Source organism: Bradyrhizobium erythrophlei (assembly GCF_042430365.1).
GTDB classification, from domain to species: domain Bacteria; phylum Pseudomonadota; class Alphaproteobacteria; order Rhizobiales; family Xanthobacteraceae; genus Bradyrhizobium; species Bradyrhizobium erythrophlei.
The window spans coordinates 1-24198 of sequence record NZ_JBHMET010000076.1 but is presented as its reverse complement, the minus strand read 5'-3'; the positions used below and the strand labels follow the sequence as shown (position 1 = coordinate 24198).

Genomic DNA, 24198 nt, shown 5'->3' with positions numbered 1-24198 from the left:
GCCCTTCCGCGCTGCACGCTACACGTTTGTCTTACAGCAATGCCGAGGCCTGTGGGATTCGCCCACAACTGCTGTCTCCAGCATCTCAACCGCGCGGAAACTCCTGGAAGCAGGTGCGGATCCAGTCGATCGTGACGCGCGTTGCCGCGTCGCGCTTGAGGTGGTTCTGCACCAACAGCCAGACATCGCGTCGCTTCGGCAGCAGCGTTGCGCGCAGACGACGATCGGCAATCAGGGCCGCGCAGCCATATTCGGGCAACACGCCTGCGGCCTGACGCGACTGGATCAGCGTGCGGATGACGCGGATGTTGTCGGTCACGCAGCGCGCCCGCGCGCGCCTTGTGCGCAGGAACTGCGCTTCGGGAATGCCGTCGAGCTCCTCCGGGTACGCGCACGTCACCGGCTCGCCCTCGCCGGCCGCAACCGGCTCGAAGAAGTAGAGCCTGACGTCGGCAAGCTTCGAGATCGCAAAATCGCCCTTGTCGGGTTTGCGCAGGCGGATCGCGAGGTCGGCTTCCCAGCGCGAGAATTTCACGTTCTCACTCGAGGTCAGGAATTGCAGCGTCAGCCCCGGATGGGCGCGCAGGAAGTCCGCCGCGCGCGGCGCCAGCACCTCCTCGGCGACCGCGCTGGTCGAGGCGACGCGCAGCCGCCCCATCGGGCCCGGCAGGCTCTCGCCGATGCGGCCGATTTCGTCGGCATGCGCCGCCATCGCCTGGACATGCGCCAGCACCATCTCGCACTGCCGTGTTGGCCTGCGCACCCCGTCGATCGCCTCGAACAGTCGCAAGCCGAGCGAGCGTTCGATCCGCGACAGCCTGCGCCCCACGGTGGTCTCGTCGATGCGCAGCCTTGCGCTGGCGCCGGCATAGGTGCCCTCGTCACGTACCGCCGCGATGATGCGGAGATCGTCCCAGTTCATGCCGTCAGGCTACATCGTGCCTGCTCTGCCTGCAATAACGCAGCCAATGGCTGCAATATCCCTGCATAACAGCAGGCCGCCCGGAGGCTATATATCTGGCGAACCCGGGAGATTCCACGACCATGTCCTCCTCCAAGACCCTGCTGCAGCTTGCCGGCGCCGACCTCACCCCACCCCGCCTCGGCGATGCCTGCCTCGTGCTGATCGACATCCAGAACGAATATCTCGCAGGTCCCCTCGCGCTGCCCGACGCCAACGGAGCGATCGCACGCGCCACCGCCCCGCTCGCCCGGGCGCGGGAAAGCGGAGCTGCGATCTTCCACATTGCGCATCGGGGGAAGCCCGGCGGCCTGTTCGACCGCACGGCCGACCGCGGTGCGATCGTCGCTCCGCTCGCGCCTCGGCCGGGCGAGCCGGTCATCGAGAAGGAATTGCCGAACGCGTTTGCCGGCACCGATCTCAAGGCGCAGCTTGCCGCGACCGGGCGCAAGGAGCTCGTCCTCGCCGGCTTCATGACGCATATGTGCGTCAGCTCGACCGCCCGCGCCGCGCTCGATCTCGGCTTCCGCACCACCATTGACGCCGATAGCTGCGCCACCCGCGACCTGCCCGACGGCCGCGGCGGGACGCTTGCCGCGCGAACGATCCACGAGGTGGCACTCGCCGAACTGTCGGACCGTTTTGCGATCATCGCCCGCGGCAACGCGCTCGCCTGAGGACTACAGCCGTCATTGCGAAGTGCGCAAGCGACGAAGCAATCCACGGCCTGCGCAGGCGGCGGGATGGATTGCTTCGCGGAGCCTGTCATCGGGCGCGCATTCGCGACCCGTTGGCTCGCAATGACGGCAAGCGCTTCACGCACTCACTCCGTCACCGGCACTCCGAGGACGCCAACCTGAGAGCCGGTCACTTACTGAAACGCGACCTCGGCAAAGCTCCGCAGCTTGCGCGAATGCAGCCGCTCGGATTCCTGTTGCTTGAGCCGTTCAAGCGCCTTCAGGCCGATCTCGAGGTGCTGGCCCACGCGCTGCCGGTAGAACTCGCTGGCCATGCCGGCGAGCTTGATTTCGCCGTGCAGCGGCTTGTCGGAGACGCACAGCAAGGTGCCGTAGGGCACGCGGAAGCGATAACCGTTGGCGGCGATCGCTGCCGACTCCATGTCGAGCGCGACCGCGCGCGATTGCGACATCCGTCTGATAACCGACGGCCCGCTGATCTCCCAGTTGCGATTGTCGACGCTTGCGACTGTTCCAGTGCGCATCACCCGCTTGAGCTCGAAGCCGGTCAATCCGGTAACCTCGCCGACCGCTTCCTCGAGCGCGACCTGCATTTCAGCAAGCGCCGGGATCGGGACCCATAGCGGCAGCTCGTGATCCAGCACGTGATCCTCGCGGACGTAGCCATGGGCCAGCACGTAGTCACCCAACCGCTGCGTATTCCGCAAGCCCGCACAATGCCCGATCATCAGCCAGGCATGCGGCCGCAGCACCGCGACATGGTCGGTGACGTTGCGCGCATTTGATGGTCCGATCCCGATATTGATCAGGGTGATACCGCGATAGCCAGGTTCGACGAGATGATAGGCCGGCATCTGCGGCGCGCGCTCGGGCGCAAGCCCGGTCGTGCCGCCGCCAAGCCGCGCGTTGAGCGTCGTCACATTGCCGGGCGCGACGAAGGCCTCGGGGCCGATCTGGCCCGAGGCGAGACGCTGCTGGCACAGCTGCACGAAGGCATCGACATAGAACTGGTAATTCGTGAAGATCACGAAGTTCTGGAAGTGCTCCGGATCAGTGCCGGTGTAGTGATAGAGCCGGCGCAGCGAGTAATCGACACGCGCCGCGCGGAACAGTGCCAGCGGCTCGGGTGCCCCCGGCCGCAGCTCGAACGTACCGTCGGCGATCGCGTCGTCCATGGCGCCGAGATCGGGCGTATCGAACACGTCACGCAGCGACCTCGTGAAGGCCGAGCTGTCGGCGATGGTCAACGCCGCCTCGATGTTGATGTCGCGCCGATAGGCGAAATGAATCGGGATCGGCTCGTTCGACTCGCCGACCTCGACCGGCACGCCGTGGTTCTTGACCAACAGCTCGATCTGCTCGGTGAGATAGGTCCGGAAGATGTCGGGCCGCGTCACGCTGGTCTCGTGCACGCCCGGCCCCGCGACGAAGCCGTAGGCGAGACGCGAGTCGAGCCGCGCATGGGTCGCAGTCGTCATCCGCACGAACGGATAGCAGGCCCGCACCCGCGTCGTCAGCGCCCCGCCATTGACATAGGCCTCGAAGCGATCGCGCAAAAACTGGGTGTTGCGTTCGTAGATCTCCTCGAGACGGCTGACTGCTGCGCGAGCATCGACGAATGCTTCGGTTGCGAAGGCAGGCGGAGTTTCGACGAGCATTGCGGGACCCATGTCGCTTCGCACCGGATTGGTGGTCGAGCTGAGACTCGATTTGGATCACCAGTATAGCAAGAATCGGGTCGCCGCGCGGCCCCCGCGTAGATTCCATCCACGTCATTGCGAGCGAAGCGAAGCAATCCATCGCGCGGCAAGTGGAAATATGGATTGCTTCGCGGAGCCTGTCATCGGACGCGCATTTCGCGCGACCCGTTGGCTCGCAACGACGGCGACAGGTCGCTTCGCGAACGACTGAAGCTTGCCGCCTACTGAACCTTCGCGAGCACCGCGAGGCGGCGGATGCCCTTGTTGCGGTAGGCGTCGAGGAAGGCGTAGTAGTCCTTGAACGAGACGCAGCCGTTGGAGTCGCCGTTCGGGCCCAGCATGTAGGTGTGCGCGAGCAGGCCGACGCGGTTGAAGATCTTGCCTTCGCCGCCGACCGGCGTGAGCCGCAGCGCCGGCACGCCGTGGAACAGCGCCTCGCGCGGCTTCAGCTCGTAGATATGCGGCGGCGTGACGCCGACCATCTTCAGATGCGACGAGCGCGGATCGTCGAGCCTCGCGCCGAGGCCCGAATGCGCTTCGAGTCTGGTGCCGTCGGGCAGATACACCATCCTGGCGGAGATATCGTAGACGGCGGTCTGGCGATCATAGGGCGGCGAGCCGCCCATCATCGGGTTCTGGTCGAGCGTCGAGGGGATAGATCCGGTGACGCTGGCGTCGGCGGAGGCGAAGGAGAGCAGTCCGCCGCCCTGCTCGCGCTTGCCCCACAGCTTCTCGACCATGGTCTGCTTTTCGTTCGAGGCGATCGACATCACCGCGGCCTTGGCGCGGGCAGCCATGTCGCGCACCGTGACGCCGGAGGATTTTGTCGCGGGCTTCGCCTCGGCGGACTTGGTCTCGACCTGACCGCCCGGGGTGTTGAGCGCAACCTGCAGATTGGCCGCGGCTTCCTTCTTCGCGGCATCGACCGATTTCGGCGCGAGGTTCGCCTTCGAAGCGTCGGCGAGTTTCGGCGCGGTCGCCGGCTTCGGTGCTTCCGCGACCTTGGGCGCATCGGCAGGCTTGGCGGCATCCGGCTGCGGTGTAGCTTCGGCGACGACGCGCGACGGCTCGCCCTGCGGCGCGGCAGCCGCAAACCTCTCGTTAAACATAAGCGAAGGTGCCCCAGGTTCCGCCTTCGAAGTCGCCGATGGCGGCGGCGTCAGCTGCGCGAACACTTCGTTGAATGCCGGCGGTGCCGGCCTGGCCGCGACGGCAGCGGGACGTTTTGCCGCCGGCGCATCAAGCGCTGCGTCGCCGACCTGCGGATAGACGCTCGCTGCGAAGATGTTGGCGTAGACGGTCCAGGCGCAGCCCAGCACGAGCCCTGCGACTGCAGCGCTGCCGAGGAAGTGCTGGGGGAGAAATTTCCGGGAGGAATTCCGGCGGCGGGGTGCCGCAACAGGATACGCACTCGCACTGTTACTCATACGCCCGACGCTCGAAACAATACCACCTGGTCCCTCGCTCGACTTCGTGCCGAAGACTGTTTCGGCCCATCGTCTCGCAGGGGTGCGGACGGCCATTAAGGCGACTTTTAGTTAAATGCGACTTAACCGGATGCGGTCCCCTGCAGCGCGGGAAGTGCCTGTGGCATGGGGCTTTTTTAAGATGCCGCGGGCCCGCGGAACCCGATTTTCTGTCTCATCATGGGACATTCAAAGCGCGCCATGCGGGTGGAACCTGCAGCCCGCGAATAAGGAGAATTTCGTTCCAGAACTCCCCGTAGTCGCGCGGACATTTTGCAAGAATTGCCCCCGCGAAGGCCCCGCGACGAGCGCGGGACATCGCTGAAAATGTCCCGCGCTCGCCAGTCTCTTGAGGGTTCAATCCTTGAAGGGATCGAACTCATTCTCGCCCGCCATCGCGACCGCGAACGGACGCAGCGTGTGCTGCACCTTGATCGTCCCCGCATGCTCGGCGATCACCTCCGGTAGCCTGCGATAGGCCATCGGGCTCTCGTCGAGATCGGCGCCGATCAGCGTGACACCACGCGCGTGCAGCCACTGGTCCATCTCCGTCCGCGTGAAGCGGCGCTTGGCCTCCTTGCGGCCAAACAACCGGCCCGCACCGTGCACGGTCGAGTAGAGCGACGCCTTCGCGGCGTCGCTCTCGATGCCCTCGACGATGACGGCATCGTCACCCATCGAGCCGCCGATGAAGCCGCGCTGACCGGGGAACGCCGGCGTGGCGCCCTTGCGGACGACCCACAGGTCCTTGCCGCCATGGTTCTCGCGCCACGCATAATTGTGGTGGTTGTGAACCATGTCGGTGACCTCGCCGCCGATGATCTTGCGCACGCGCTCGACCACCCACTCGCGACCGGCATAGGAGTAGCGGCCGGCAAGCTGCATCGCCGCGATGTAGCGCCGCCCGATCTCGCTGTCCTCGTCGATCACCGCCGGCGGTACGTTCATGCCGTCCTTGCCACCCGCAGCCTTGAGGTAGCGGGTCGCGCTGGTGTGGCCCAGGCCACGGCTGCCGAAATGCACGCCGATCCAGACGAAGCCATCCTGGTCGCGCAGCAGGTCGACATAGTGGTTGCCCGACCCGACGGTGCCGAGCTGCCCGACCGCCTTCTGACGGTACGCCTCCATATCGGACTCACGCCACGCGTCGGCATCATCGAACAGATTGTGCTCGACGCGCTCCTGGTTATTTCGCCCGATGCCGAACGAGATCGCGTTGTGCACGTCCTTGATGATCGTGCCGACATTGGCCTCGATCTGGCTGAACTGCGTGTCGAGACGCACCGCCATGTTGCCGCAGCCGATGTCGAAGCCAACGCCGGAGATGCTGATCTGCTTCTCATAGGCGATCACCCCGCCGACCGGCTGGGCATAGCCGAGGTGGCCGTCCGCGCAGATCACGCCGGCGACAACATTGCCGACCGACATGCAATTGCGCATCTGCGCCACCGTCACGTCGTCGTGCTTGCCGAAGATCGTGAGCGGGCTGTTCTGGTACTGCGCGCCCTGCGGCGCGATCGCGATGTCGGCGGCAACGGCCGCCGCATCCCGCGCAAGCTTCTCCTTGCGCGCGGCATCGCGAAACAGGCACCAGGTCGGCATCGGCCTTTGCCCGGGACGGTCGACCTTCGTATCCGGGTCGAGCCCGGCCTCGATCGCGAGCTCCCTCGCCCGCGTCTGATAGGGATCGGATCGCATTGGATCCTCCTTTGCTGCACTTCACATCGCGCCGGGCGCGGATTCAAGCGCCCGACAATGACCTGTGTCGGACATGACACAAGCCGGTTCGGTCTTGCAGGCAGGGAGGTTTGGAGTTTCCTATATGCCCGTAAAGGCACTTCCGCGGATGTCTCTCTGCCCGCACGGCAGAGGAAACCCACTGCCGCCTATCGCGCTGAACTGCGCGGTAGTATCGCTGCGATCGCGGGTGATTCCGCACGCGCGGAAGCCCGACCCAACCGGACACCCGGTTGGACCGCGTCATGCGCGCGATAGGAATTGCGATACGACATCATCATCTCGTGGATCGGCAGAAGTCGGCGTTGAAATACATCAATCGCGGGATTTGTAAATAGCACGGCCTGCGGCGGGTGCAGTTCTTGCACCTGCCGGTTGATGATCTCCGACTTGGAGCTTCACCCTCTCCGGGTTTGGCAGAGAGACAAAAGCCACAACGGATCAATAGCTCAGGCTCGGATACCAATCGTTGCCGCGGCCTTCGGGCGTGGTGTCGAGTATCGTCCAGAGCGGATCCAGTCGGGTGCGCCGCGCGGGTCCTGGCCTGGATCGGCGGTACCCTGCCCCATCTCGCCGGCCCAGAAGTGACGGATGGTGCCGTCGCGGCGCGTGAAGACATTGTAGCCGGGTACGTCGGCGTCGTCCCTGTTCACGTAGTCGCGCGTGTAGTCGCCCGACACATCCGAGTAGAGCCTGTGCTGCGTCCAGCCGCGTGCCTTCTTTGCTTCGATCAGCCGCGCGATCGGCGAGCGCGCGACGAAGACGAACGAGACGCGGCGCTCGACGTCGGGAAGCTTCGCTTCCCATGTGCTCATAAACGAGGTGCACATCGGGCACGGCTTCTCGCGTTGCGGGCCAAACATGTAGCTGTAGATCACGAGCGTCTGCTTGTCGCCGAAGAGAGCGGCGAGCGTCGTTCTGCCGTTTTCGCCGGTGAACTCGTAGGGTTTCGTCACCTCGCCACCCGGCGGCAGCGCGCGGCGCAGCTCGGCGACGCGCTCGATGTGGCGGCGCAGCTCGATCTCCTCAGTGAGCAGAGCCTGGCGCGCGCGGCGATAGTCGGCACTCTCGTTGGGAAAGCGTGCGGTGCTGGTCTTGGCGAGTTCGGCGGCGGGCTTGAGGACGGAACTGTTCATGGTCGGTACCTCGCTTGTGGAGCGTATTGGTACAAGACGCATTGGAACCGGACGTTCCGACGCTCCCGCAGCTACTTTTCTCGCACGAGTTCCGGCGGCGGCGAGCGGTCGAGCACGTCGCCCTTCGGCCCTTCCAGCACGTCGAGCGCGTAGGTCTCGATCGTCAGCGGTCCGCGCATCCGCTTGGCCTCGCCGGCCGGCTCGATGCGCGCGACGTTGGCGCGCAGCGATGCGGGCAGGTCCTGCCCAACCTCATGCACATAGAGCAGCTTGCCGGCAAGCTGCTCGGGCTTCGGCTCAGCCATGTTGATCCAGCGGATGCGCTGGCCCTGTTGTGCGACGCAGGTGCCCTCGGGGAGATAGAACACGAGCCAGCCGGTGGTGCCGTAGTCAGGCGCCAGGACGCAGGTGGCGCCGACGCGGGCACGCACCGTCTCGATCTCGCCGGCAAGCTCGCGCCAGCCGACGCCGACGCTGCGTACGGTGGCATCGCGACGGTAGCCCGAGAGCACGCCGGTGTTGGCCTGCACGATCAAGAGCGCGAACAGCACGACGCCGACAGGCGCGGCCCAACGGCGGCAGAAGTCGACGGTGCGCTGCTCGCGCGGCGCCCATTGCGTCTGGATCGCGGCCACCGCCGCCGCGACCACGAAGGCGGGATAAACCGGCGCGAACCAGTTGGCCTCGACGCGCGCATGCAGCGCGTGCCAGGCGAAATAGGCGACGATCGTCCAGAACATCGCATTGACCAGCACGCGCGCGGCAAACGTGCCGGCGCGGCGCCGAGACAGCGCATAAAGTCCCATCACGCCGAGGATGAAGACGAGCGGCGTTGCGAACCCGATCTGTGTCGGGATCAGTTCGGCGATGAAAACCGGCCTGAAATCCTCGATCCGTGCGCGGCCCATCTGTTTAATGAAGGACACCCATTGGTGATCGGCGTTCCAGCGGATCACCGGCGCGAACAGGCCGAGCGCGACGAGACCGCCGAGATAGAGCCACGGGGAAAGAAACCAGTGGCGCAGCTTCGGCACGACAGCAAGCCAGATCAGGATCGCGGGCCCGAAGAACAACGCGGTGTATTTCGACAATAGCGCCGCACCGGCGCTGGCGCCGACCGCGAGCCACCAGGCGCCGCGCCCGCTTTGCAGCACCTTGGCGAGCGAGAACAGGAGGAAGCTCGCGGCGACCAAAAGCGGCGCGTCCGGGGTCACGATCAGCGTGCCGACCGAGGCCATCAGCGTGACGTTGAGCAGGATGGCAGCGCTCGCAGCCACCTGCCGGCCACCGAACAGGATCGCCGCGGCGTGGTAGATCGCCCAGCTCATCGGCAACGCCAGCAGGATCGACGCCAGCCGCACGCCGAGCGGCGTGTCGCCGGCGATCATGGTGCCGAGCCGGATCACGACGGCGACCATCGGCGGATGATCGTAGTAGCCGCCGGCCAGCGCCTTCGACCACATCCAATAATAGGCTTCGTCGAAGGTCAGCGGCGTCCAGGCCGCTGCCGCAAGCCGCAGCGCGACCAGCGCACACACCGCAAGCGCGGTGTTGAGGACGAGCCGCGCCTCGGTCGGATTCATGCCGGTGTTATCGCCTGCGCCAGACGAACAGTCCGGACATCGCGTAGTTCCAGACCACGCCCATCAGCGCGCCGGCGGCGCCCGCGAGCCACCAGATCGGCTCCTGGTCGTAGACCGAGAACGCGACGCCGACGTTGGCGAGCAGGCCTACGCTGCAGACGAGGTAGAACAGCAACAGGCCGCGCAGGATCGCAAACCCCTTCAGCCGCTGGTCGCGATAGGTCAGGAAGTTGTTCAGGATGAAGTTGCTGGTCATCGCGACGATCGCACCCGTCGCCTGCGCTTCAGGGAACGGCGCGTGGAACAGTTCGAGCGCGATGAACAGCGCGACGAGATGCACCAAGAGGCCGAGCGCACCGACGGTCGCGAACAGGATGAAGCGCAGCGAAATGACATCGTTGGTCAGCTTCGCCAGCACCAATCCGAGGAAATCGAGCGCGACCATGGAATCGAGCTTGCTCTCGCCATGCTGGCGGGCGCCGAACGTGTAGGGAATTTCGACGGTGCGCAGCTTGCCGTGCGCGGTCGCGATGATGTCGAGCAGGATCTTGAAGCCCTGCGTCGACAGCTGCGGCGCGAGCTGCTCGAAGCGGTCGCGGCGGATCATGAAGAAGCCGCTCATCGGATCGGCGACCTCGACATTCAGCGCGCGGCGCGCGATCTCGGTGGCAAACGCGCTGGCGCCGGCGCGCTGCTTGTTGAAGCCCTCGGCGCGGTAGCCCTCGATGTAGCGGCTGCCGACCACGAGTTCGGCCTCGCCGCTCTGCAACAGCGCCACCATCTTCGGAAGCTGGGTCTCATCGTGCTGCAGGTCGGCATCGATGACCGCGGCATAGGGCGCACTCGAAGCCAGGATGCCCTCGATGCAGGCCCCGGACAGGCCGCGCCGGCCGATGCGGCGGACGCAGCGTACGCGCGGATCTTTCCGCGCAAGCCCGCGCACCACGTCCCAGGTTCCATCAGGCGAATTGTCGTCGACGAAGACGATTTCCCACGGGATATCCTTCAACGTCGCGTCGAGCCGCCGGTACAGGACCGTGACATTGTCGCGTTCGTTGAAGGTCGGGACGACGACCGAAAGTTGTGGCAAACCAGCGGCCTGCGACGAGGGTTCGGGGCCCAGGTTGATGGCTTCATGCATAAGCGCCAGCGTATAGCCGCAGCCTCCCGCGCTGCCAAGGCGCGAGCGACGAAACATCCTGTCGTGGGGCGGGAAAACCGGGCAAAACAGCCCCAAAATGCCAACGACCACGAACAAGGGGCGCGCGTACATCCGGCGCAGCCGATCATGGTCGTGGTCGTCCCAGCGCCGGAGCCCTTAAGCTGCAACGTCGCCGTTATGGGCTAGATAGGGTGGCCTCCTGCGGCCCGCAAGGGGCGCATTTGGCGCTAATTGTTCGGGACTTCGCGGATCACCGGGCCCCGCGGCGCCGGGGCAGGAGGCGCCGGCTGCGCGACAGCAGCCGGCTGCTGCACCGCGGTGGACTGCGTCGGCTTGGCGATCTGGCTGGGCGACGGCCCATAGATGAACGCCGCCGCCAGCACGATCGCAGCGACCAGTGCGCCCAAAAAGCCCGCCACGGATTGAGATGTCATGCCGGATCGTCCCCTCGCCTCAACGTGGGATTGATACCAAGAATCGGCTGGAAGCAACAGGATCCGAAAGGGTTACCTGGCAGCGGCCTTGCGCCGGACGAAGGCGGTGACGATGTCCTTCTGCGCCAGCTCAATGGCGCGGTTAGCGGTCGTCAGATGCTTGTCGGCGTCGTCCTTGGGAAACTGCAACGACAGGAAATCGATCAAGGACACCCGGAAATTCTGCCGCTCCGAGGGACAGACGGTGGCGATCAGCGCTGTGAACTCCTGATCCGTCATCGATTTGTTGCTGTCGCGGGGATATTCTCGGGCGAGGCAATTCCAGTAGGCATCACGGCCGGTTACTGCCAGCTTGTGCGCATCGTCGATCTCGTCGGCGATCGCGGCAAAAGACATGACCGACAGCACTGCCGCGAGCAGCGCGCGCATTGTTCTTCTCCCTTTTCGCGCATCCTAGCGAACAGCAGCGGCCGCTGTAAGCACGGCCCGCGCCATTCTGGCAAACTGGCCAATCACGATTATTTTGATTACTCTGATCCCCGTCCCCTCCTCACGATGAGTGCAATCGTGGCCAAAGCCCCCAACAAGACTTCCAAAACAAACACAGGCAACATCTACATCGGCATCGGCGGCTGGACCTTTGAGCCGTGGCGCGGGGTTTTCTACCCCGAGAAGCTCGCGCAATCGAAAGAGCTTGCCTATGCGGCATCGAAGCTGACCTCGATCGAGATCAACGGCACCTATTACGGCTCGCAGAAGCCGGAGAGCTTTCGCAAATGGGCGAGCGAGGTGCCCGACGGCTTCATCTTCTCGCTGAAGGGCCCGCGCTTCGCCACCAACCGCCGCGTGCTCGCGGAAGCCGGCGACTCGGTGAAACGTTTCTATGATTCCGGCGTGCTGGAATTGAAGGACCGGCTCGGCCCGGTGCTCTGGCAGTTCGCGCCGACCAAGAAATTCGACGGCGCCGACTTCGGCAAGTTCCTTGAGCTGTTGCCGCGCAAGCTCGACGGGCGCGCGCTGCGCCACGTCGTGGAGGTCAGGCACGACAGCTTTTGTATACCCGAATTCGTCGCGCTGCTGCGCGAGTTCGAGACGCCGGTGGTGTTCGCCGAGCACGGCAAATATCCGGCGATCGCCGACGTGGTCAGCGATTTCGTCTATGCGCGGCTGCAGAAGGGCAATGACGAGCTGAAGACGTGCTATCCGCCGAAGCAGCTCGACGCCTGGGCCAAGCGCTTCCAGGACTGGGCCGGCGGCAGCGAGCCGGACGATCTGCCGCGGGTCGACGGCGCCAAGCCGAGCAAGGCCCCGCGCGACGTCTTCGCCTATGTGATCCACGAGGGCAAGATCCGCGCGCCGGCCGGCGCGATGGAGTTGATCGAGCGTGTGAAATAGCAAGTGGAGTGCAGCCGTGGCGAAGGCGAAGACGCTGTTCACCATCGGCTATGAGCAGACGCCGTCGAAGGCGGTGCTCGACGAACTGGAACGCGCCGGCGTGAAGCTGCTGGTCGACGTGCGCGCGATTGCCTCGTCGCGGCGGCCGGGATTTTCCAAGAGCCAGCTCGCCGCGGGCCTCGACGCGCGCGGCATCTCCTACCTGCACCTACGTGGCCTCGGCACGCCGAAGGAAGGCCGCGAGGCCGCGCGCCGCGGCCAGTATGACGTGCTCCGCAAGATCTACTCGGCGCACCTGAAGACCGCGCAGGCCAGGGAGGAACTCGACGAATTGTCGGCGCTGGTCGAGAAGTCCGGCCCGGTCTGCATCCTCTGCTATGAGCGCGATCACCGGCACTGCCACCGCCGTTGGATCGCGGAGATCATCCAGGACCGCGATGGCGTGAAGGTGGAGAACCTGGCCGCGCCGCAGATCTAGTCGGCACCCTCCACGCGCAACGTCCCCTCCATCATCTGCACGCAGCCGCCGCCGACATGCACCGAGGCGACCGCGCCGCCCTGCTTCCGCGCCCGCGTCAGCAGCAGGCTCGGCCGGCCCATGTCGACGCCCTGCCCGATCCGCAAGCGCAGTTCGCCGTCGCTGATGGGATCGAGATCGGCAAGCAGCGCCGCGGCCGCCGCGGTCGCGCTGCCGGTGGCGGGATCCTCGGACAGGCCGCTCGCGCCTGGATGGAACATGCGCGCCTGCAGGTCGAGCGGCTGCTCGCTGTCAGGCACATCACGGGTGTAGAAATAGACGACGTCGCGCCCGAAGCGCGCCAACGCCCTGGCGAACGCCGCGGCATCGGGCCTGGCCCGCTTCAGCGCCTCGCGCGAGGCGATCTCCACCACCAGGAACGGCAGGCCGACTGAGACGACCTGCGGCGCATGGCGGTCGGTCTTCACGTCGCTCGCCGACAGCGACAGACAGGCCGCCGCCTCCGCCGCGCTCACCTCGTCCATCCGCTGCAGTTGCTGCGGCGCGGTCAATTCGGCACCGATCACCCTGCCCTGCTCGGACAGAATCTCGACCGGCACGAGACCCGCCTTCTCCTCGAATTTGAGCCTGGCCGGCGCCGTCGCGGCCCGCGTTGCCAGCACGAAGGCGGTGCCGACATTGGGGTGGCCGGCGAACGGGATCTCGGAACGCACCGTGAAGATACGCACCTGGGCGTTGTTGGCGGCGTCCTGCGACGGCAGCACGAAGGTCGTCTCGGAATAGTTGAACTCGGTCGCGATCGCCTGCATCTGCGCGGTCGACAGCCCGCCGGCATCGAGCACCACGGCGAGCGGATTGCCGCCGAAAGCGCGATCGGTGAAGACGTCGACAGTGATGTAGCGCCGCTGCATTGTTGTTCCTCATGCGATGGCCGGCCGGCCTCGACCGGATCGCACGCATTCTAGCACGGCTGCGACGACGCCCTTCAGAGCACTCGGTGCAATCGAATGCGCGCGCCTAGAAGCGAAACAGCTCGCGCGGCGACGCGAGCACGCGCGCGCGCTCATCGGCGTCGGTGACAAGCTCGTCGAGATACTTTCGGTTCTTGACGTAGTTCTCCTTCGTCTCAAACTGCGTGTGCGGCCAGTCGCTGCCCCACAACAGCCTGTCGACGCCAAAGGCGGTGCGCAGCAGCGGATACGCCTCCTTCGCGAATTGCTCGCCGTTGGCGCCGTTGCGGTACGGCGCCGAGATCTTGACCCAGACCCTGCGCGAGGCACCGAGCTTGAGGGTGGATTGAAAGCCGGGATCGGCAACACCGAGCATGGGATCGGGCAACGCGAAGTGATCGAGCACGACCGTCACGCCATGATCGAGCAACTGCGGCGCCAGCATCGCGAGATCGCCGGCGTTGCGCTGCACCTCGACCTGCCAACCCATCGCCTTGATCGATGCCAATAGCGTCTTCCACTCCGGCGCGGTGAGATCCGGCAGTTGCTGGCCGACCAAATTGAGGCGGATGCCGACGACGCCATTGGCATCGAGCGCACGAAGCTCGGCCGGCGCGATCGCGGGATCAACGACGGCGATGCCGCGCAACCGGCCATTGGCCGCCTTCAGGCATTCGACCAGATAGGAGTTGTCGGTGCCGAGGAAGCTCGGCTGCACCAGCACGCCATTGGTCATGGCATTCTGGTCGAGCTGCTGCAGATAGAGATCGAGCGGCGCGTCATAATCAGGCGCATAGCGCCGCCCCGGCGCAAGCTTCAAGCCGCGATGAAACACGTGGGCGTGGGTATCGATCGACAATCGCGGCACTGCCACCTTAGCCAAGCCCCTGCTCGCAATCCCGATCGTCGGCAGAGATGCGATGAATCCGGCGGCAAACCGGCGCCGCGTCATACCATGTTCGCGCGATGACATATCCATCCCCCATCATCAGGCGCGCGTACCGGCGGCGGCTTGTTCAAAAACCTTGCCGCGGGTCTCGGGCAGCATCAGCACCGCAATCAGCACCAGGGAATAGGCAAACGCCGCATCGATCCCGATCGCGGGACCAAGGCCGATATGGTCGCTGAGGAAGCCGACCAGGAAGGGAAATGCCGCCGAGATAATGCGGCCGAAATTGTAGCAGAAGCCGACGCCGGTGCCGCGCACGCCCGCCGGATAGAGCTCGCTGAACAGCGCCGCCATGCTCGCGGGGATGCCGGCCGAGAAGAAGCCGAGCGGGAAGCCCAGCACCAGCATCTGCGAATTGGTCAGCGGTGCGAAGATATAGACCAGCACGGTCACGACGCAGGCCGCGGCGAAGAACGTGACGTTGGCGCGCCGTCCGATGCGGTCGCTGATGATTCCGGACACCACGCAGCCGCAGAAGAACGCCACGATGATCACGGCGAGATAGGCGCTGGAGCCGAGCACCGAGAGCTGCCGCACCTCGCGCAAATAGGTCGGCAGGAATGTCGTCAGCGCCGAATAGCCGCCATGGGCGCCGGTGCCGAACAGGCCGCCGATCAGCGTGGCGCGCAGCACATCGCGGTGGAAGATGCCGGCGAGCGTGGCGAGGAACGGCGGGCTCGCTTCAGCCGGCACCGATCGCGGCGGCTCCTTCAGCCCGCGGCGAATGAACAGGATCAGGAGCGCCGGCAGCAATCCCACCGCGAACAGGATGCGCCAGGCGATGTCGGCCGGCGCATAGGTGAAGACGAGCGCCGAGAGCAGCACCGCACTGCCCCAGCCGACCGCCCAGGCGCTCTGCACCGCGGCGAGCGCCTTGCCGCGGTGCTCGGCGCGGATGATCTCGGCCATCAGCACCGCGCCGCAGGCCCATTCGGCGCCGAAGCCGAGACCCTGGATTGCCTTGAGGACGAGAAGCTGGGTGTAGGTCGTGGCAAAGGCGCAGGCGAAGGTCGCGAACGCAAAGGTCGCCACCGTGATCTGCAGCGCCCGCACCCGCCCGAACCGGTCGCCGAGCGCACCGCCGAGCCAGCCGCCGAACGCCCCGAAGAACAGCGTGATCGAGCCGAGCAGTCCGGCATCCGCCTTGCTGATCCCGAACGCCGCGATCAGCGCCGGGATCGCGAGGCTGAACATCTGGACGTCGAGCGCGTCGAGGCCCCAGCCGCCAAAGCTTGCCCAGAATGTGCGTCGCTCCAGCGGTGAACACTCGCTGTACCAATTCGTCATTACTCCTCCCGATGATTTCTTCTGTCGTTCTGTTCTGGCGTCCGCGCTCACCTGATCTCGGCGTGGTAACGGAAGCGGTCCGCCGGCCCGCGCGAACGGCGCCATTCGATCGGTCGCCGCTCGAGATCGAAGGCAAGGCGCTCGATGACGATCAGCGGCGCATTCGCCTCCAGCCTCAGCAGGCGGGATTGCATCTCGGTCGCGGTCTCGACGGTGAGGATTTCATCGGCCGAGACCACGACCTGGCCGCAGCGATCCTCGTAGAGCGGATACAGCAGGTCGCCGAACTCCGCGGTGTCGAGCGCGAGGATCGCCTCGAAGCGCGACTTCTGCAGCCAGATCTCCTCGGCCAAGAGCGGCACGTCGTCGATCAGGCGCAGACGCGACAGGCTGATGACGGGCTCGCCTGCGGGAATGCGCAACGCCGACGCGACGGCCGACGTTGCCGGCACCGCCTTCCGCCGCAGGATACGGCTCTGCGGGACGCGACGCTCGCCGGTTTCGGACTGGAAGCGGAAGAAGCGGAACAGCGAGGAGTTGAAGCGCGCGCGGCGCACGAAGGTGCCGCGCCCCTGCTGCCGCTCCAGCACGCCGTCGCTGACGAGCTGGTCGATCGCCTTGCGCACGGTGCCGATCGCAACGCCGTAATGCGCGCCGAGCTCGGCTTCCGAGGGGATTAGATCACCCGGACGCCATTCGTTGCGATTGATACGCGCCGCGAGATCATCGCGGAGACGCTGGTAGCGCGGCAGGCGGTCGTCGACGGGGGAGTTCATATAGTCATCTATATGAGTATAAGATTGCCGGTCAACCACTACTAAATTACCTTAGAAATCAAGAACGACTTTCCCCTATCCCAGCTGCCAGACCGGCACCGGCCGGTCATAGCCCCGGATCGCCACCTCGCCGCGCGACACCGCGTCCCGGCAATCGTCCCCCAGCGCGTCGTGCACCGCGGAGGAGATCAGGAATTGCGAGCCGAGGTCCTTGTTGAGCGCCTCCAGCCGCGCCGCGAAATTCACGGTGTCGCCGATCACCGTGTACTCCTTGCGCCGCGGCGAGCCGATGTTGCCGGCGACGACCTCGCCGACATGGATGCCGATGCCGATGCGCAGCGGCCAGCTCGAGGCGGCGTTGGCGCGCTCATTGGCCGCGAGCATCTCGCGTGCGGCGGCGACCGCGTGATGCGCGGCATCACCGGTCTCGAACGGCGCGCCGAACAAAGCGAGGAAGCCGTCGCCGAGGAACTTGTTCACGATGCCACCGTGGCGGTCGAGGATCTCGACTAGCACCGCAAAGGCGCCGTCGAGCCGCTCCACCACCTCCTGCGGCGAGCGCGAGCGCGCCCCTGCGGTGAAGCTGCGGAAATCGACGAACATCACCGCGACGCGACGGATGTCGCTTTCGGTGCTGGCGCCCTCGGCCATCAGGCGCTCGACCACCTGCGGCGAGACGTGCTGGCCGAACAGATTGGTGATGCGGTCGCGCGCGGTGGCGGCAAGGATGCTGGCGCCGAACTGCCGCCTGAGCTGCATGCCGACGGCGCCCGCCAGCACGCCGCAGACCAGGATCACGACGCTGCGCGCAGAATGATAGAACAGGTCCGGCGCCGGATCGACGCCCCCGTCGGGGCGATAGTACATCGCCATCCACAAGAGCTCGGCCGCCGCGACAAAGCCGGTGAAGGTCGAAAGCCAGAAATCCAGCCGCAACGTCGAGGCGATGATGAAGATGAAATAGACCAGCGGCGCCACCCAGCCGAGCGCGGCCACCGAGCCCATACTGTCGATATGCAGCGCCAGCGCCACTGTCGGCAGCGACGTCTCGATCAGCGCGCCGATATAGCGCCGGACCACCGGCAGGTCGCGCCCCCGCCGCATGTGCCGGGTGATCGCGGTGTGCACCCACAATTCGAACAGGATGAACGGTACGATGACGGTGTAGATATAGGACGGCTTGAAATTGCCGTGCCAGACCCGTGCCAGGGCTTCGGGGTCGAGGACGTAGATCGCCGAGGTGACGACAGCGAATCCCGCCGCGGTGCCGATCAGCACCTTGACGCGGAGCAGCTCGGTGCTCATCACCTCCCGCATCAGGGCATGATGGAAATCGGCCGACACCGCCGTGCCCTGTACCGTTTCGCCTTTGGCCCAGAATCCAGCCATTGCCCTGCCCCGGTCATTCCGGGGCGCGAAGCGAACCCGGAATCTCGAGATTCTCAGGTGCGCAACTGCGCACCGTAGTTCGCCTCTGCGAGGCGCCCCGGAATGACGATGACTACCGAGCTCCATCTTAGCCTCAATCGAGCGTGCGGCGGAAGCGCGTCACCGCGATCGTCATGGCAAGCAGCATCAGGGCGAGCAGTGCGATCGTGTCATACTGCAGGTTCTGCACGACCGCGCCTTTGAGCATGATGGCGCGGACGATCCGGACGTAATGAGTCAGCGGCAGGCCCTCGCCGATATATTGCGCCCAGACCGGCATGCCCGCGAACGGAAACATGAAGCCCGACAGCAGGATGCTCGGCAGGAAAAACATCATCGAGAGCTGCATCGCCTGCAGCTGGTTCTGCACGATGGTCGAGAACGTGTAGCCGATCGACAAATTGGTGGTGATGAACAGCGTGGTCAACGCCGCCAGCAACAACATGCTGCCGAGGACCGGCACGCCGAATAACAATACGCCGATGCCGATGATCAGGCTCGCCTGGACGAAGCCGACAATGACGTACGGGATGATCTTGCCGAACATCACCTCGACCGGCTTGATCGGCATCGACAGCAGGCTCTCCATGGTGCCGCGTTCGATCTCGCGCGTCACCGACAGCGCGGTGAAGATCAGCATGGTCATGGTCAGGATGGTCCCGACCAGGCCGGGCACGATGTTGAGCCGGGATTCCGCCGCGGGATTGTAGCGGGCATGGGCGCGGATCTCGAACGGCATCGCCGGCGGATCGCCGATATGCAGATCATGTTCCAGCGCGGTCTGCACCAGCGGCCCCAATGCGGCGAGCGCCGAGCCGGCCGCGACCGGATCGGTGGCGTCGGCCGCGACCAACAGCGCAGGCTTGTCGCCGCGCCGCACCGCGCGCTCGAAGCCGCGCGGGATCTCGACGCCGAACAGCACCTTGCCTGATTGCAAGAGATTGTCGAACTCCTCGACGGTGTGGACCTCGCGGGTGAAGCGGAAATAGGCGGTGTTCTCCATCGCCTTCAGGATCGAGCGGCCGAGATCGGTGTCCTCCTGCGTCAACACCGCACTGGGCAGGTTGCGCGGCGTGGTGTTGATGGCGTAGCCGAACAGCAGAAGCTGCATCACCGGGATCATGATGATCATAGCGAAGGAGACACGGTCGCGGCGGAGCTGGATGAACTCCTTGATCAGCATCGCATAGCTGCGCCGCCAGAAGCCGAACGCCGGCTCCGGCGCCTCGCCGTTCCGGATGGTGTCGGTCACACTCATTGGAAGTTATCCTTCGCGCGCCCCATCAGATCGATAAACACGTCCTCGAGCGACGGCTCGCTCGCCTGCCACTGCCAGCCCTTGTGCTCCCGATAGGGCGCGATCGTTGCCTCGAGCGCCGCCCTGTCGCGCCCGGAGACGTGCAGGCTGGTGCCGAACGGCGCCACCATGTCAACGCCGGGCCTGCCCGTGAGCTCGGCCGACAGCCCATTGAGATCATCGCCGCTCACGGTGTAGGTCGACAACGCGGAATGCGCGATCACCTCATCGACGGTGCCGTGCGCGAGCAGATTGCCGTAGGCGATATAGGCGATCTCGTGACAGCGCTCGGCCTCGTCCATGTAGTGGGTCGAGACCAGCACGGTGAGGCCGTCGGCTGCGAGCGCGTGGATCTCGTTCCAGAAGTCGCGCCGCGCCTTGGGGTCGACGCCCGCGGTCGGCTCGTCGAGCAGCAGCAGTTGCGGATTGGGCAGCGTGCAGGCGCCGAGCGCGAGCCGTTGCTTCCAGCCGCCGGAGAGGTTTCCAGCCAACTGCTCCTCGCGCCCGTTCAGGCCGATCCGCGCAACCATGTCGCGCGCGGCGCCGCGTGCGTCGGGCATGCCGTAGAGCCGCGCGACGAATTCGAGGTTCTCGCGCACCGAAAGATCCTGATACAGGCTGAAGCGCTGGGTCATGTAGCCAACCCGACGCTTGATCTTGTCGGCGTCACGCCGGATGTCGTAGCCGAGGCAGGTGCCGGTGCCGCTGTCGGGCGTCAAGAGGCCACAGAGCATGCGGATGGTCGTGGTCTTGCCGCTGCCGTTCGGACCGAGGAAGCCGTAGATCGAGCCACGCTTGACCTGCATCGACAGGTCATGGACCACCTCGCGTCCGCTGAACGACTTCGACAGGCCCTTCACATCGATGGCGATGCCGGGCGCATGGTTCGCGGCGCCGTTCATCGCCGCTCCGCCACCGGGGTCTTGGCGTTGAGATAGACGCTGATCGGCTGCCCGACCCGCAGCGCATCGGGTCGGCTCGGCCGCGCCTGGATCAGATAGACGAGCTTGTTGCGCTCATCGAGGCTGTAGATCACCGGCGGCGTATATTCGGCCTGGGTGGCGATGAAATAGATCTTGGCGGTGAGATCGGCCGCGCAATTGTCGCAAGCGACCTTCACCTCGTCGCCGAGCGCAAGCTTCGGCAGTTCAGCTTCCGGCACGAAGAAGCGCAGCTTCATGTTGCCGGGCGGCATGATCGACAGCACCGGCCGCTGCGCCGGCACCATCTCGCCCTCGCGGAAGTAGATCTGCTGGATCGAGCCCGCGACCGGGGCATAGCCCTTGCGCCGCTCCAGCCGCGTCTGCGAGGTGTTGACGCGCGCTTCCGCAACGCGGAGCGCGGAGACGGCGGCGTCGAGGTTCGCCTGCGTGCCGGCGCCGGTGCCCCGCAACGACGCCGCACGGTCATAGGTCTGCTGCGCGTTCGCCAGCGTCGCATTGTTCTGGTTCAGATCGGCCTTCTGCAAATCGTCGTCGACGGAGTAGAGCAATTCGCCGGTCTTGACCTCGTCACCCTCGCGCACGTTGAGCTTGATCACCCGACCGGTTTCGTCGGGGCTGACGAAGATCATGTCGGCCTCGACCCAGCCCTGGAAGCCGGGGTCCTTCTTGTCGTTGCAGCCGCCGAGCGTCGCCGCAAGGAGCGCAAGCACCGCCAGGAGCTTGATAGCTTGCGACGACGTCATGTCGTCCTCCGTTCGCCAAAAATCAGATCGAGATGCACCTTGAACATCGCGATCGCATCCAGTGGCGCATGCCTCGCAAACAGGCTCTGCCAGATCACCGCGACGATCGCGGGAGCGACGAGCAGTTGGGGGAAGCGCGCCAGCTCGTTCTGCCTGATTTCGCCGCGCGCGACCCCGAGCTGGATCAATGCGGTGATCGCGGCCATGCCCTTCGACACCACCTCGCGGAAATAAAAGTCGGCAATCGCCGGAAAGCGCGGCCCCTCGGCCACGATCAGGCGAATGATGTCGCCGCGGCGGGTCGAGGCGACCTCGCGGATGAAGGTCTCGGCAAACCGCTCGACCGCGTCACGGACGGAGCCGCCGAGCGGCGGCGGCGCAGCCATGCGGCCGATCAGCGGCACGATCGCGGTGCGGATCAGCTCCTCGAACATCGACTCCTTGTCCTTGAAGTGCAGGTAGATCGTGCCCTTGGCGACCCCTGCGCGTTTCGCGATGTCATCAAGCCGGGTCGCGGCAAAGCCGCGCGCGACGAACTCCTCCATCGCGGCCTCGACAATCGCCGCACGCCGCTCCGCGGACTTCCCAGCACGGTTTGAGGCGGGCCCGGCGTCTTCGGCCAGCGGCGAGACCAGCTTCGGGTCCTTGGCCGCGGCAGGGCGAATGGTGGGCCGAGGCTTCGCGGCCCGCTTTCGGATCGTTGTGTTTCGCTGTCTGGTCATGCGCGTATAATGACTGACCGGTCAGTCATCGTCAATATCGTCTTGCATCGAGCGCCTCACGCTGTCGTGACAGGATTGGTGATCGCCGCCCTTGGCGGCCGCGGTTTGTTGGCCTGCCAGCGCACACGGCCGCGCTCTCGCGGCATGAATTGCCCAAGGCTTGGGTCGTATGCCGCCCTCTCCTCAAACAGAGGGCGCAGGGAAAGCCGGGTGGCGCCGATCGCACCCATGGGTCCCGTGCAACAAAAAGCACGGGGGTAGGACCACAGGTGTAACCGGAATCCCGGCTTTCCCTGCGCGATGGTTTTACGGCTTCCTTCGTGCTCTCCCCGGCGAGACCGGGCTTGTTTGTCACCGTCTTCGCAAGGACGCTTTCCACGTCTTGCGAGGAGACACCTGCCACTGGGGCGTCAGGACCACACGACTTCACCGTCCGCCGTGGCACGTTCGCCTCGTGTGCCACCGGCGTCCACCGCATCTCACCGCAACACGCGTGACGATGGCGAAGCGCCCCTCAATCGGGTGAGACGGGCGAATTCATACACCGATTTTCATTTCCGGAAAACCGAAATATTTTGCCGAGAGCACTTGCGCCGTCGGGCAAATCAGTGGCATGGGCCGCGGATCCGTAGGATGGGTAGAGCGCACCGAAACCCATCATTGCTGCAGCACGTCAGGATCGCGATGGGTTTCGCTGCGCTCTACCCATCCTACAGCACTGCGCTCTACCCATCCTGCAGCACCGGTTTGCCTGCCGGGTTGATTTGTCGCAGGTGACGCGCCCGGATCAGTCGGGGCAACTCTTGCCGGCTCTACGCGGGACGCGCCGGCCTTTCGGTCAGCGAAAGCAGATTGCCGTCCGGGTCCTTCAACCACGCAATCCGAGCGCCGGACGGCGATTGCCAGATGCCGGCTGCATCCTGCGCAAGGTGCGGAAAGCGCTCGAAGCTGCCTCCCCGGCTCGCGATCTCGCGCACCGCGCGATCGATGTTCGCGACCGACCAGCCGAGCGCGGTGTAGGGCTGCGGCGTCAGTTCGCGAACCTTCTGCAGCCGCAGCTCGATCCCCTCGACGTCATAGACACGGCGAACTCATCGTCGGAGACAAATGTGAGACCGAGAACTCCTTCGTAGAACGCGCGCGCCCGCGCGCTGTCCGTCGTCGCCAGAAAGGCGATCAGGCTGCAATCGTCGAGCATGTCGTCCCTCCAGATCGTGGCTTCGAGCAATCCGGTCGACGCGCGAAAGCAGGGCCCGGATGGCTAGCTGTGAAACTTCAATCCATCGAGGATCTTGTCGACCACCTTGCGCTCGGCGCGGATGGCGAGGCCGACGAGATTGAGGTCGGCGCGTGCCACCGCTTTCACCACCTCGCGGTTGGCGGCATCGTGCGTAGTCCTGAACATGTCCTCGGTGTAGAGCGCCGGCCGCACGTTGCGCGCCAGCGCACGCTCGAGCGCCCGCGACAGCGCAGGCCGGTCGGCGCCGTAGATCAGGATCGGCTGGCCGATCAGGGGCAGATATGTCGTCCCCGAGCCGTCCTCATAGTTCTCGCCGATGCATTCGGGAAACGCGGCGGCGATGCCGCCCGACAGGAAGGATGCGACGTTAAGCTTCTGCCACGCTTCCAGGTCGTTGCGGATCACGACCGCGATCTTGGTGTCGAACTGCATGGCGCCACTCTAGCGGCAGGCCAGCGGCAAGGGCTACCCCTTGGCGTCGCAGGCCCAGGCGCGGATCACGCATTCCTTGCCGCCGTATTCGTAGCATTTGCGGGTGGCGGCGTTGAGCGAGCTCGAGATTTTCGGCTTCACGGCGTAGCCATGGGCGCCGCAGGGATTGGCCATGTCCACCGCGAAGGCGGCGCAGGCGCGCTTCATGGTCACCGCCGTGCACTCGCCCCTGCACTGCTTCAGCGCGGCGGCGCGGGCGGCCGCTTCCGCCGGATAGTCGTAGGCCTGGCCATAGGCGCCGCATTTGCCGACCGCGAACGCGCCGGCCGCCCAGCTCTTGGTGATGACGTTTTCCGTGATGAAGCGCGAGGCGCCGAGCAGCACGGTCAGCGCAAGAATGAACAGCGCGCGGCGCTGCGCGGTAGCCGTCGAAACGATCAAGACTGAAATCCCCCAAACCCGGCGGCGAATCTATCCGGGGGTCGTTTCCAGATGGTGAATGACGGGTTGTGGGTGGATAGCTCTGTGCGTGGTCGTCCCGGCGAAGGCCGGGACCCATAGCCACAAATGTCAGGTGTTGCGCGAGGCTGGGGCCGCTTTCCCGCCGAGAACGAAGACCGGTGGTTGATGGGGTGGACGGCCCCCTACGGCATCAGTGTGCCAGAATGAGGTTGTGCAAA

24 protein-coding genes and 1 pseudogene are annotated in these 24198 nt (G+C 65.5%); 3 read left to right on the top strand and 22 right to left on the bottom strand.

What is annotated here, in order from left to right:
* Positions 1-85: 85 nt before the first annotated feature.
* A complete protein-coding gene (locus ACFFWD_RS14375) occupies positions 86-922 on the bottom strand; it encodes a LysR family transcriptional regulator (RefSeq protein WP_376966100.1) in 837 nt (278 codons plus the stop codon).
* Positions 923-1044: 122 nt separating this feature from the next.
* On the opposite strand from ACFFWD_RS14375, the gene ACFFWD_RS14370 reads away from it, so the two are divergent.
* Positions 1045-1638 (top strand): cysteine hydrolase family protein, encoded by a 594-nt coding sequence (locus ACFFWD_RS14370; RefSeq protein ID WP_376966098.1) that lies wholly within the window; start codon positions 1045-1047, stop codon positions 1636-1638.
* Between the two features lie 194 nt (positions 1639-1832).
* On the opposite strand, the gene ACFFWD_RS14365 is transcribed toward ACFFWD_RS14370, so the two are convergent.
* The 8 genes and pseudogenes from ACFFWD_RS14365 to ACFFWD_RS14330 all read right to left on the bottom strand — a co-directional run bounded on the left by ACFFWD_RS14365 (position 1833) and on the right by ACFFWD_RS14330 (position 11306).
* Entirely contained in the window at positions 1833-3317 is a 1485-nt protein-coding gene (locus ACFFWD_RS14365) for an AMP nucleosidase (protein ID WP_376966096.1), read from the bottom strand.
* 263 nt (positions 3318-3580) lie between these two features.
* A complete protein-coding gene (locus ACFFWD_RS14360) occupies positions 3581-4786 on the bottom strand; it encodes a DUF2778 domain-containing protein (protein ID WP_376966094.1) in 1206 nt (401 codons plus the stop codon).
* A gap of 396 nt (positions 4787-5182) precedes the next feature.
* Positions 5183-6523, bottom strand: coding sequence for an RtcB family protein (locus ACFFWD_RS14355; protein ID WP_376966092.1), 1341 nt, complete (start codon positions 6521-6523; stop codon positions 5183-5185).
* Positions 6524-7003: 480 nt separating this feature from the next.
* Positions 7004-7698 (bottom strand): annotated as a pseudogene (locus ACFFWD_RS14350) (DUF899 family protein).
* A 71-nt stretch (positions 7699-7769) separates the two neighbouring features.
* Complete coding sequence (locus tag ACFFWD_RS14345; protein WP_376966090.1) at positions 7770-9281, bottom strand: glycosyltransferase family 39 protein; 1512 nt, start codon at positions 9279-9281, stop codon at positions 7770-7772.
* A gap of 7 nt (positions 9282-9288) precedes the next feature.
* Positions 9289-10422 carry a glycosyltransferase gene (locus ACFFWD_RS14340; protein ID WP_376966088.1) on the bottom strand — a complete coding sequence of 378 codons (1134 nt, stop codon included), beginning with the start codon at positions 10420-10422 and terminating at the stop codon, positions 9289-9291.
* A 248-nt stretch (positions 10423-10670) separates the two neighbouring features.
* Complete coding sequence (locus tag ACFFWD_RS14335) at positions 10671-10877, bottom strand: hypothetical protein (RefSeq protein ID WP_376966086.1); 207 nt, start codon at positions 10875-10877, stop codon at positions 10671-10673.
* A gap of 72 nt (positions 10878-10949) precedes the next feature.
* Positions 10950-11306: a hypothetical protein gene (locus ACFFWD_RS14330; RefSeq protein WP_376966084.1), complete on the bottom strand. Its 357-nt coding sequence runs from the start codon at positions 11304-11306 to the stop codon at positions 10950-10952.
* 126 nt (positions 11307-11432) lie between these two features.
* On the opposite strand from ACFFWD_RS14330, the gene ACFFWD_RS14325 reads away from it, so the two are divergent.
* Positions 11433-12272 carry a DUF72 domain-containing protein gene (locus tag ACFFWD_RS14325; RefSeq protein WP_376966082.1) on the top strand — a complete coding sequence of 280 codons (840 nt, stop codon included), beginning with the start codon at positions 11433-11435 and terminating at the stop codon, positions 12270-12272.
* A 16-nt stretch (positions 12273-12288) separates the two neighbouring features.
* The gene (locus ACFFWD_RS14320; RefSeq protein ID WP_376966080.1) at positions 12289-12750 is read left to right on the top strand and encodes a DUF488 domain-containing protein; all 462 of its coding nucleotides are present in this window, start codon (positions 12289-12291) and stop codon (positions 12748-12750) included.
* Here ACFFWD_RS14320 and ACFFWD_RS14315 read toward each other — a convergent pair.
* From ACFFWD_RS14315 to ACFFWD_RS14255, 13 genes are all read right to left on the bottom strand, one after another.
* Positions 12747-13661: a PhzF family protein gene (locus tag ACFFWD_RS14315; protein WP_376966078.1), complete on the bottom strand. Its 915-nt coding sequence runs from the start codon at positions 13659-13661 to the stop codon at positions 12747-12749. The two genes, ACFFWD_RS14320 and ACFFWD_RS14315, sit on opposite strands and share 4 nt — an antisense overlap.
* A 106-nt stretch (positions 13662-13767) precedes the next feature.
* Entirely contained in the window at positions 13768-14652 is an 885-nt protein-coding gene (locus ACFFWD_RS14310; protein WP_376966253.1) for an amidohydrolase family protein, read from the bottom strand.
* A 36-nt stretch (positions 14653-14688) separates the two neighbouring features.
* Entirely contained in the window at positions 14689-15936 is a 1248-nt protein-coding gene (locus tag ACFFWD_RS14305; RefSeq protein ID WP_376966076.1) for an MFS transporter, read from the bottom strand.
* A gap of 47 nt (positions 15937-15983) precedes the next feature.
* Positions 15984-16712 carry a GntR family transcriptional regulator gene (locus ACFFWD_RS14300; RefSeq protein ID WP_376966074.1) on the bottom strand — a complete coding sequence of 243 codons (729 nt, stop codon included), beginning with the start codon at positions 16710-16712 and terminating at the stop codon, positions 15984-15986.
* Between the two features lie 75 nt (positions 16713-16787).
* On the bottom strand, positions 16788-18101 hold the full coding sequence (locus tag ACFFWD_RS14295) for an adenylate/guanylate cyclase domain-containing protein (RefSeq protein ID WP_376966072.1): 1314 nt from the start codon (positions 18099-18101) through the stop codon (positions 16788-16790).
* A gap of 133 nt (positions 18102-18234) precedes the next feature.
* Positions 18235-19398 (bottom strand): ABC transporter permease, encoded by a 1164-nt coding sequence (locus tag ACFFWD_RS14290; protein ID WP_376966070.1) that lies wholly within the window; start codon positions 19396-19398, stop codon positions 18235-18237.
* Positions 19395-20339: an ABC transporter ATP-binding protein gene (locus tag ACFFWD_RS14285; RefSeq protein ID WP_376966068.1), complete on the bottom strand. Its 945-nt coding sequence runs from the start codon at positions 20337-20339 to the stop codon at positions 19395-19397. The genes ACFFWD_RS14290 and ACFFWD_RS14285 overlap by 4 nt, the downstream gene beginning before the upstream one ends.
* The gene (locus ACFFWD_RS14280) at positions 20336-21124 is read right to left on the bottom strand and encodes an HlyD family secretion protein (RefSeq protein ID WP_376966066.1); all 789 of its coding nucleotides are present in this window, start codon (positions 21122-21124) and stop codon (positions 20336-20338) included. Before ACFFWD_RS14280 ends, ACFFWD_RS14285 begins: the two co-directional genes overlap by 4 nt.
* Positions 21121-21846 carry a TetR/AcrR family transcriptional regulator gene (locus ACFFWD_RS14275; RefSeq protein ID WP_376966064.1) on the bottom strand — a complete coding sequence of 242 codons (726 nt, stop codon included), beginning with the start codon at positions 21844-21846 and terminating at the stop codon, positions 21121-21123. The genes ACFFWD_RS14280 and ACFFWD_RS14275 overlap by 4 nt, the downstream gene beginning before the upstream one ends.
* 812 nt (positions 21847-22658) lie before the next feature.
* Positions 22659-22823, bottom strand: coding sequence for a VOC family protein (locus ACFFWD_RS14270; protein WP_376966062.1), 165 nt, complete (start codon positions 22821-22823; stop codon positions 22659-22661).
* Positions 22824-22876: 53 nt separating this feature from the next.
* Positions 22877-23044 carry a VOC family protein gene (locus ACFFWD_RS14265; protein WP_376966060.1) on the bottom strand — a complete coding sequence of 56 codons (168 nt, stop codon included), beginning with the start codon at positions 23042-23044 and terminating at the stop codon, positions 22877-22879.
* 63 nt (positions 23045-23107) lie between these two features.
* Positions 23108-23518 (bottom strand): DUF2000 family protein, encoded by a 411-nt coding sequence (locus tag ACFFWD_RS14260; protein WP_376966058.1) that lies wholly within the window; start codon positions 23516-23518, stop codon positions 23108-23110.
* A gap of 33 nt (positions 23519-23551) precedes the next feature.
* Positions 23552-23956, bottom strand: a complete 405-nt coding sequence (locus ACFFWD_RS14255) for a DUF4189 domain-containing protein (protein ID WP_376966251.1) — start codon at positions 23954-23956, stop codon at positions 23552-23554.
* Positions 23957-24198 lie beyond the last annotated feature (242 nt).

Bases quoted from the DNA above. Each gene is read 5' to 3' on its own strand.
- ACFFWD_RS14260 (WP_376966058.1), bottom strand. From the start codon at position 23,518: ATGCAGTTCGACACCAAGATCGCGGTCGTGATCCGCAACGACCTGGAA.
- ACFFWD_RS14290 (WP_376966070.1), bottom strand. From the start codon at position 19,398: ATGAGTGTGACCGACACCATCCGGAACGGCGAGGCGCCGGAGCCGGCG.
- ACFFWD_RS14375 (WP_376966100.1), bottom strand. From the start codon at position 922: ATGAACTGGGACGATCTCCGCATCATCGCGGCGGTACGTGACGAGGGC.
- ACFFWD_RS14330 (WP_376966084.1), bottom strand. From the start codon at position 11,306: ATGCGCGCGCTGCTCGCGGCAGTGCTGTCGGTCATGTCTTTTGCCGCG.
- ACFFWD_RS14285 (WP_376966068.1), bottom strand. From the start codon at position 20,339: ATGAACGGCGCCGCGAACCATGCGCCCGGCATCGCCATCGATGTGAAG.
- ACFFWD_RS14335 (WP_376966086.1), bottom strand. From the start codon at position 10,877: ATGACATCTCAATCCGTGGCGGGCTTTTTGGGCGCACTGGTCGCTGCG.
- ACFFWD_RS14370 (WP_376966098.1), top strand. From the start codon at position 1,045: ATGTCCTCCTCCAAGACCCTGCTGCAGCTTGCCGGCGCCGACCTCACC.
- ACFFWD_RS14315 (WP_376966078.1), bottom strand. From the start codon at position 13,661: ATGCAGCGGCGCTACATCACTGTCGACGTCTTCACCGATCGCGCTTTC.
- ACFFWD_RS14325 (WP_376966082.1), top strand. From the start codon at position 11,433: ATGAGTGCAATCGTGGCCAAAGCCCCCAACAAGACTTCCAAAACAAAC.
- ACFFWD_RS14355 (WP_376966092.1), bottom strand. From the start codon at position 6,523: ATGCGATCCGATCCCTATCAGACGCGGGCGAGGGAGCTCGCGATCGAG.
- ACFFWD_RS14340 (WP_376966088.1), bottom strand. From the start codon at position 10,422: ATGCATGAAGCCATCAACCTGGGCCCCGAACCCTCGTCGCAGGCCGCT.
- ACFFWD_RS14295 (WP_376966072.1), bottom strand. From the start codon at position 18,101: ATGGCTGGATTCTGGGCCAAAGGCGAAACGGTACAGGGCACGGCGGTG.
- ACFFWD_RS14280 (WP_376966066.1), bottom strand. From the start codon at position 21,124: ATGACGTCGTCGCAAGCTATCAAGCTCCTGGCGGTGCTTGCGCTCCTT.
- ACFFWD_RS14265 (WP_376966060.1), bottom strand. From the start codon at position 23,044: ATGCTCGACGATTGCAGCCTGATCGCCTTTCTGGCGACGACGGACAGC.
- ACFFWD_RS14345 (WP_376966090.1), bottom strand. From the start codon at position 9,281: ATGAATCCGACCGAGGCGCGGCTCGTCCTCAACACCGCGCTTGCGGTG.
- ACFFWD_RS14360 (WP_376966094.1), bottom strand. From the start codon at position 4,786: ATGAGTAACAGTGCGAGTGCGTATCCTGTTGCGGCACCCCGCCGCCGG.
- ACFFWD_RS14365 (WP_376966096.1), bottom strand. From the start codon at position 3,317: ATGCTCGTCGAAACTCCGCCTGCCTTCGCAACCGAAGCATTCGTCGAT.
- ACFFWD_RS14310 (WP_376966253.1), bottom strand. From the start codon at position 14,652: ATGACGCGGCGCCGGTTTGCCGCCGGATTCATCGCATCTCTGCCGACG.
- ACFFWD_RS14305 (WP_376966076.1), bottom strand. From the start codon at position 15,936: ATGACGAATTGGTACAGCGAGTGTTCACCGCTGGAGCGACGCACATTC.
- ACFFWD_RS14300 (WP_376966074.1), bottom strand. From the start codon at position 16,712: ATGAACTCCCCCGTCGACGACCGCCTGCCGCGCTACCAGCGTCTCCGC.
- ACFFWD_RS14275 (WP_376966064.1), bottom strand. From the start codon at position 21,846: ATGACCAGACAGCGAAACACAACGATCCGAAAGCGGGCCGCGAAGCCT.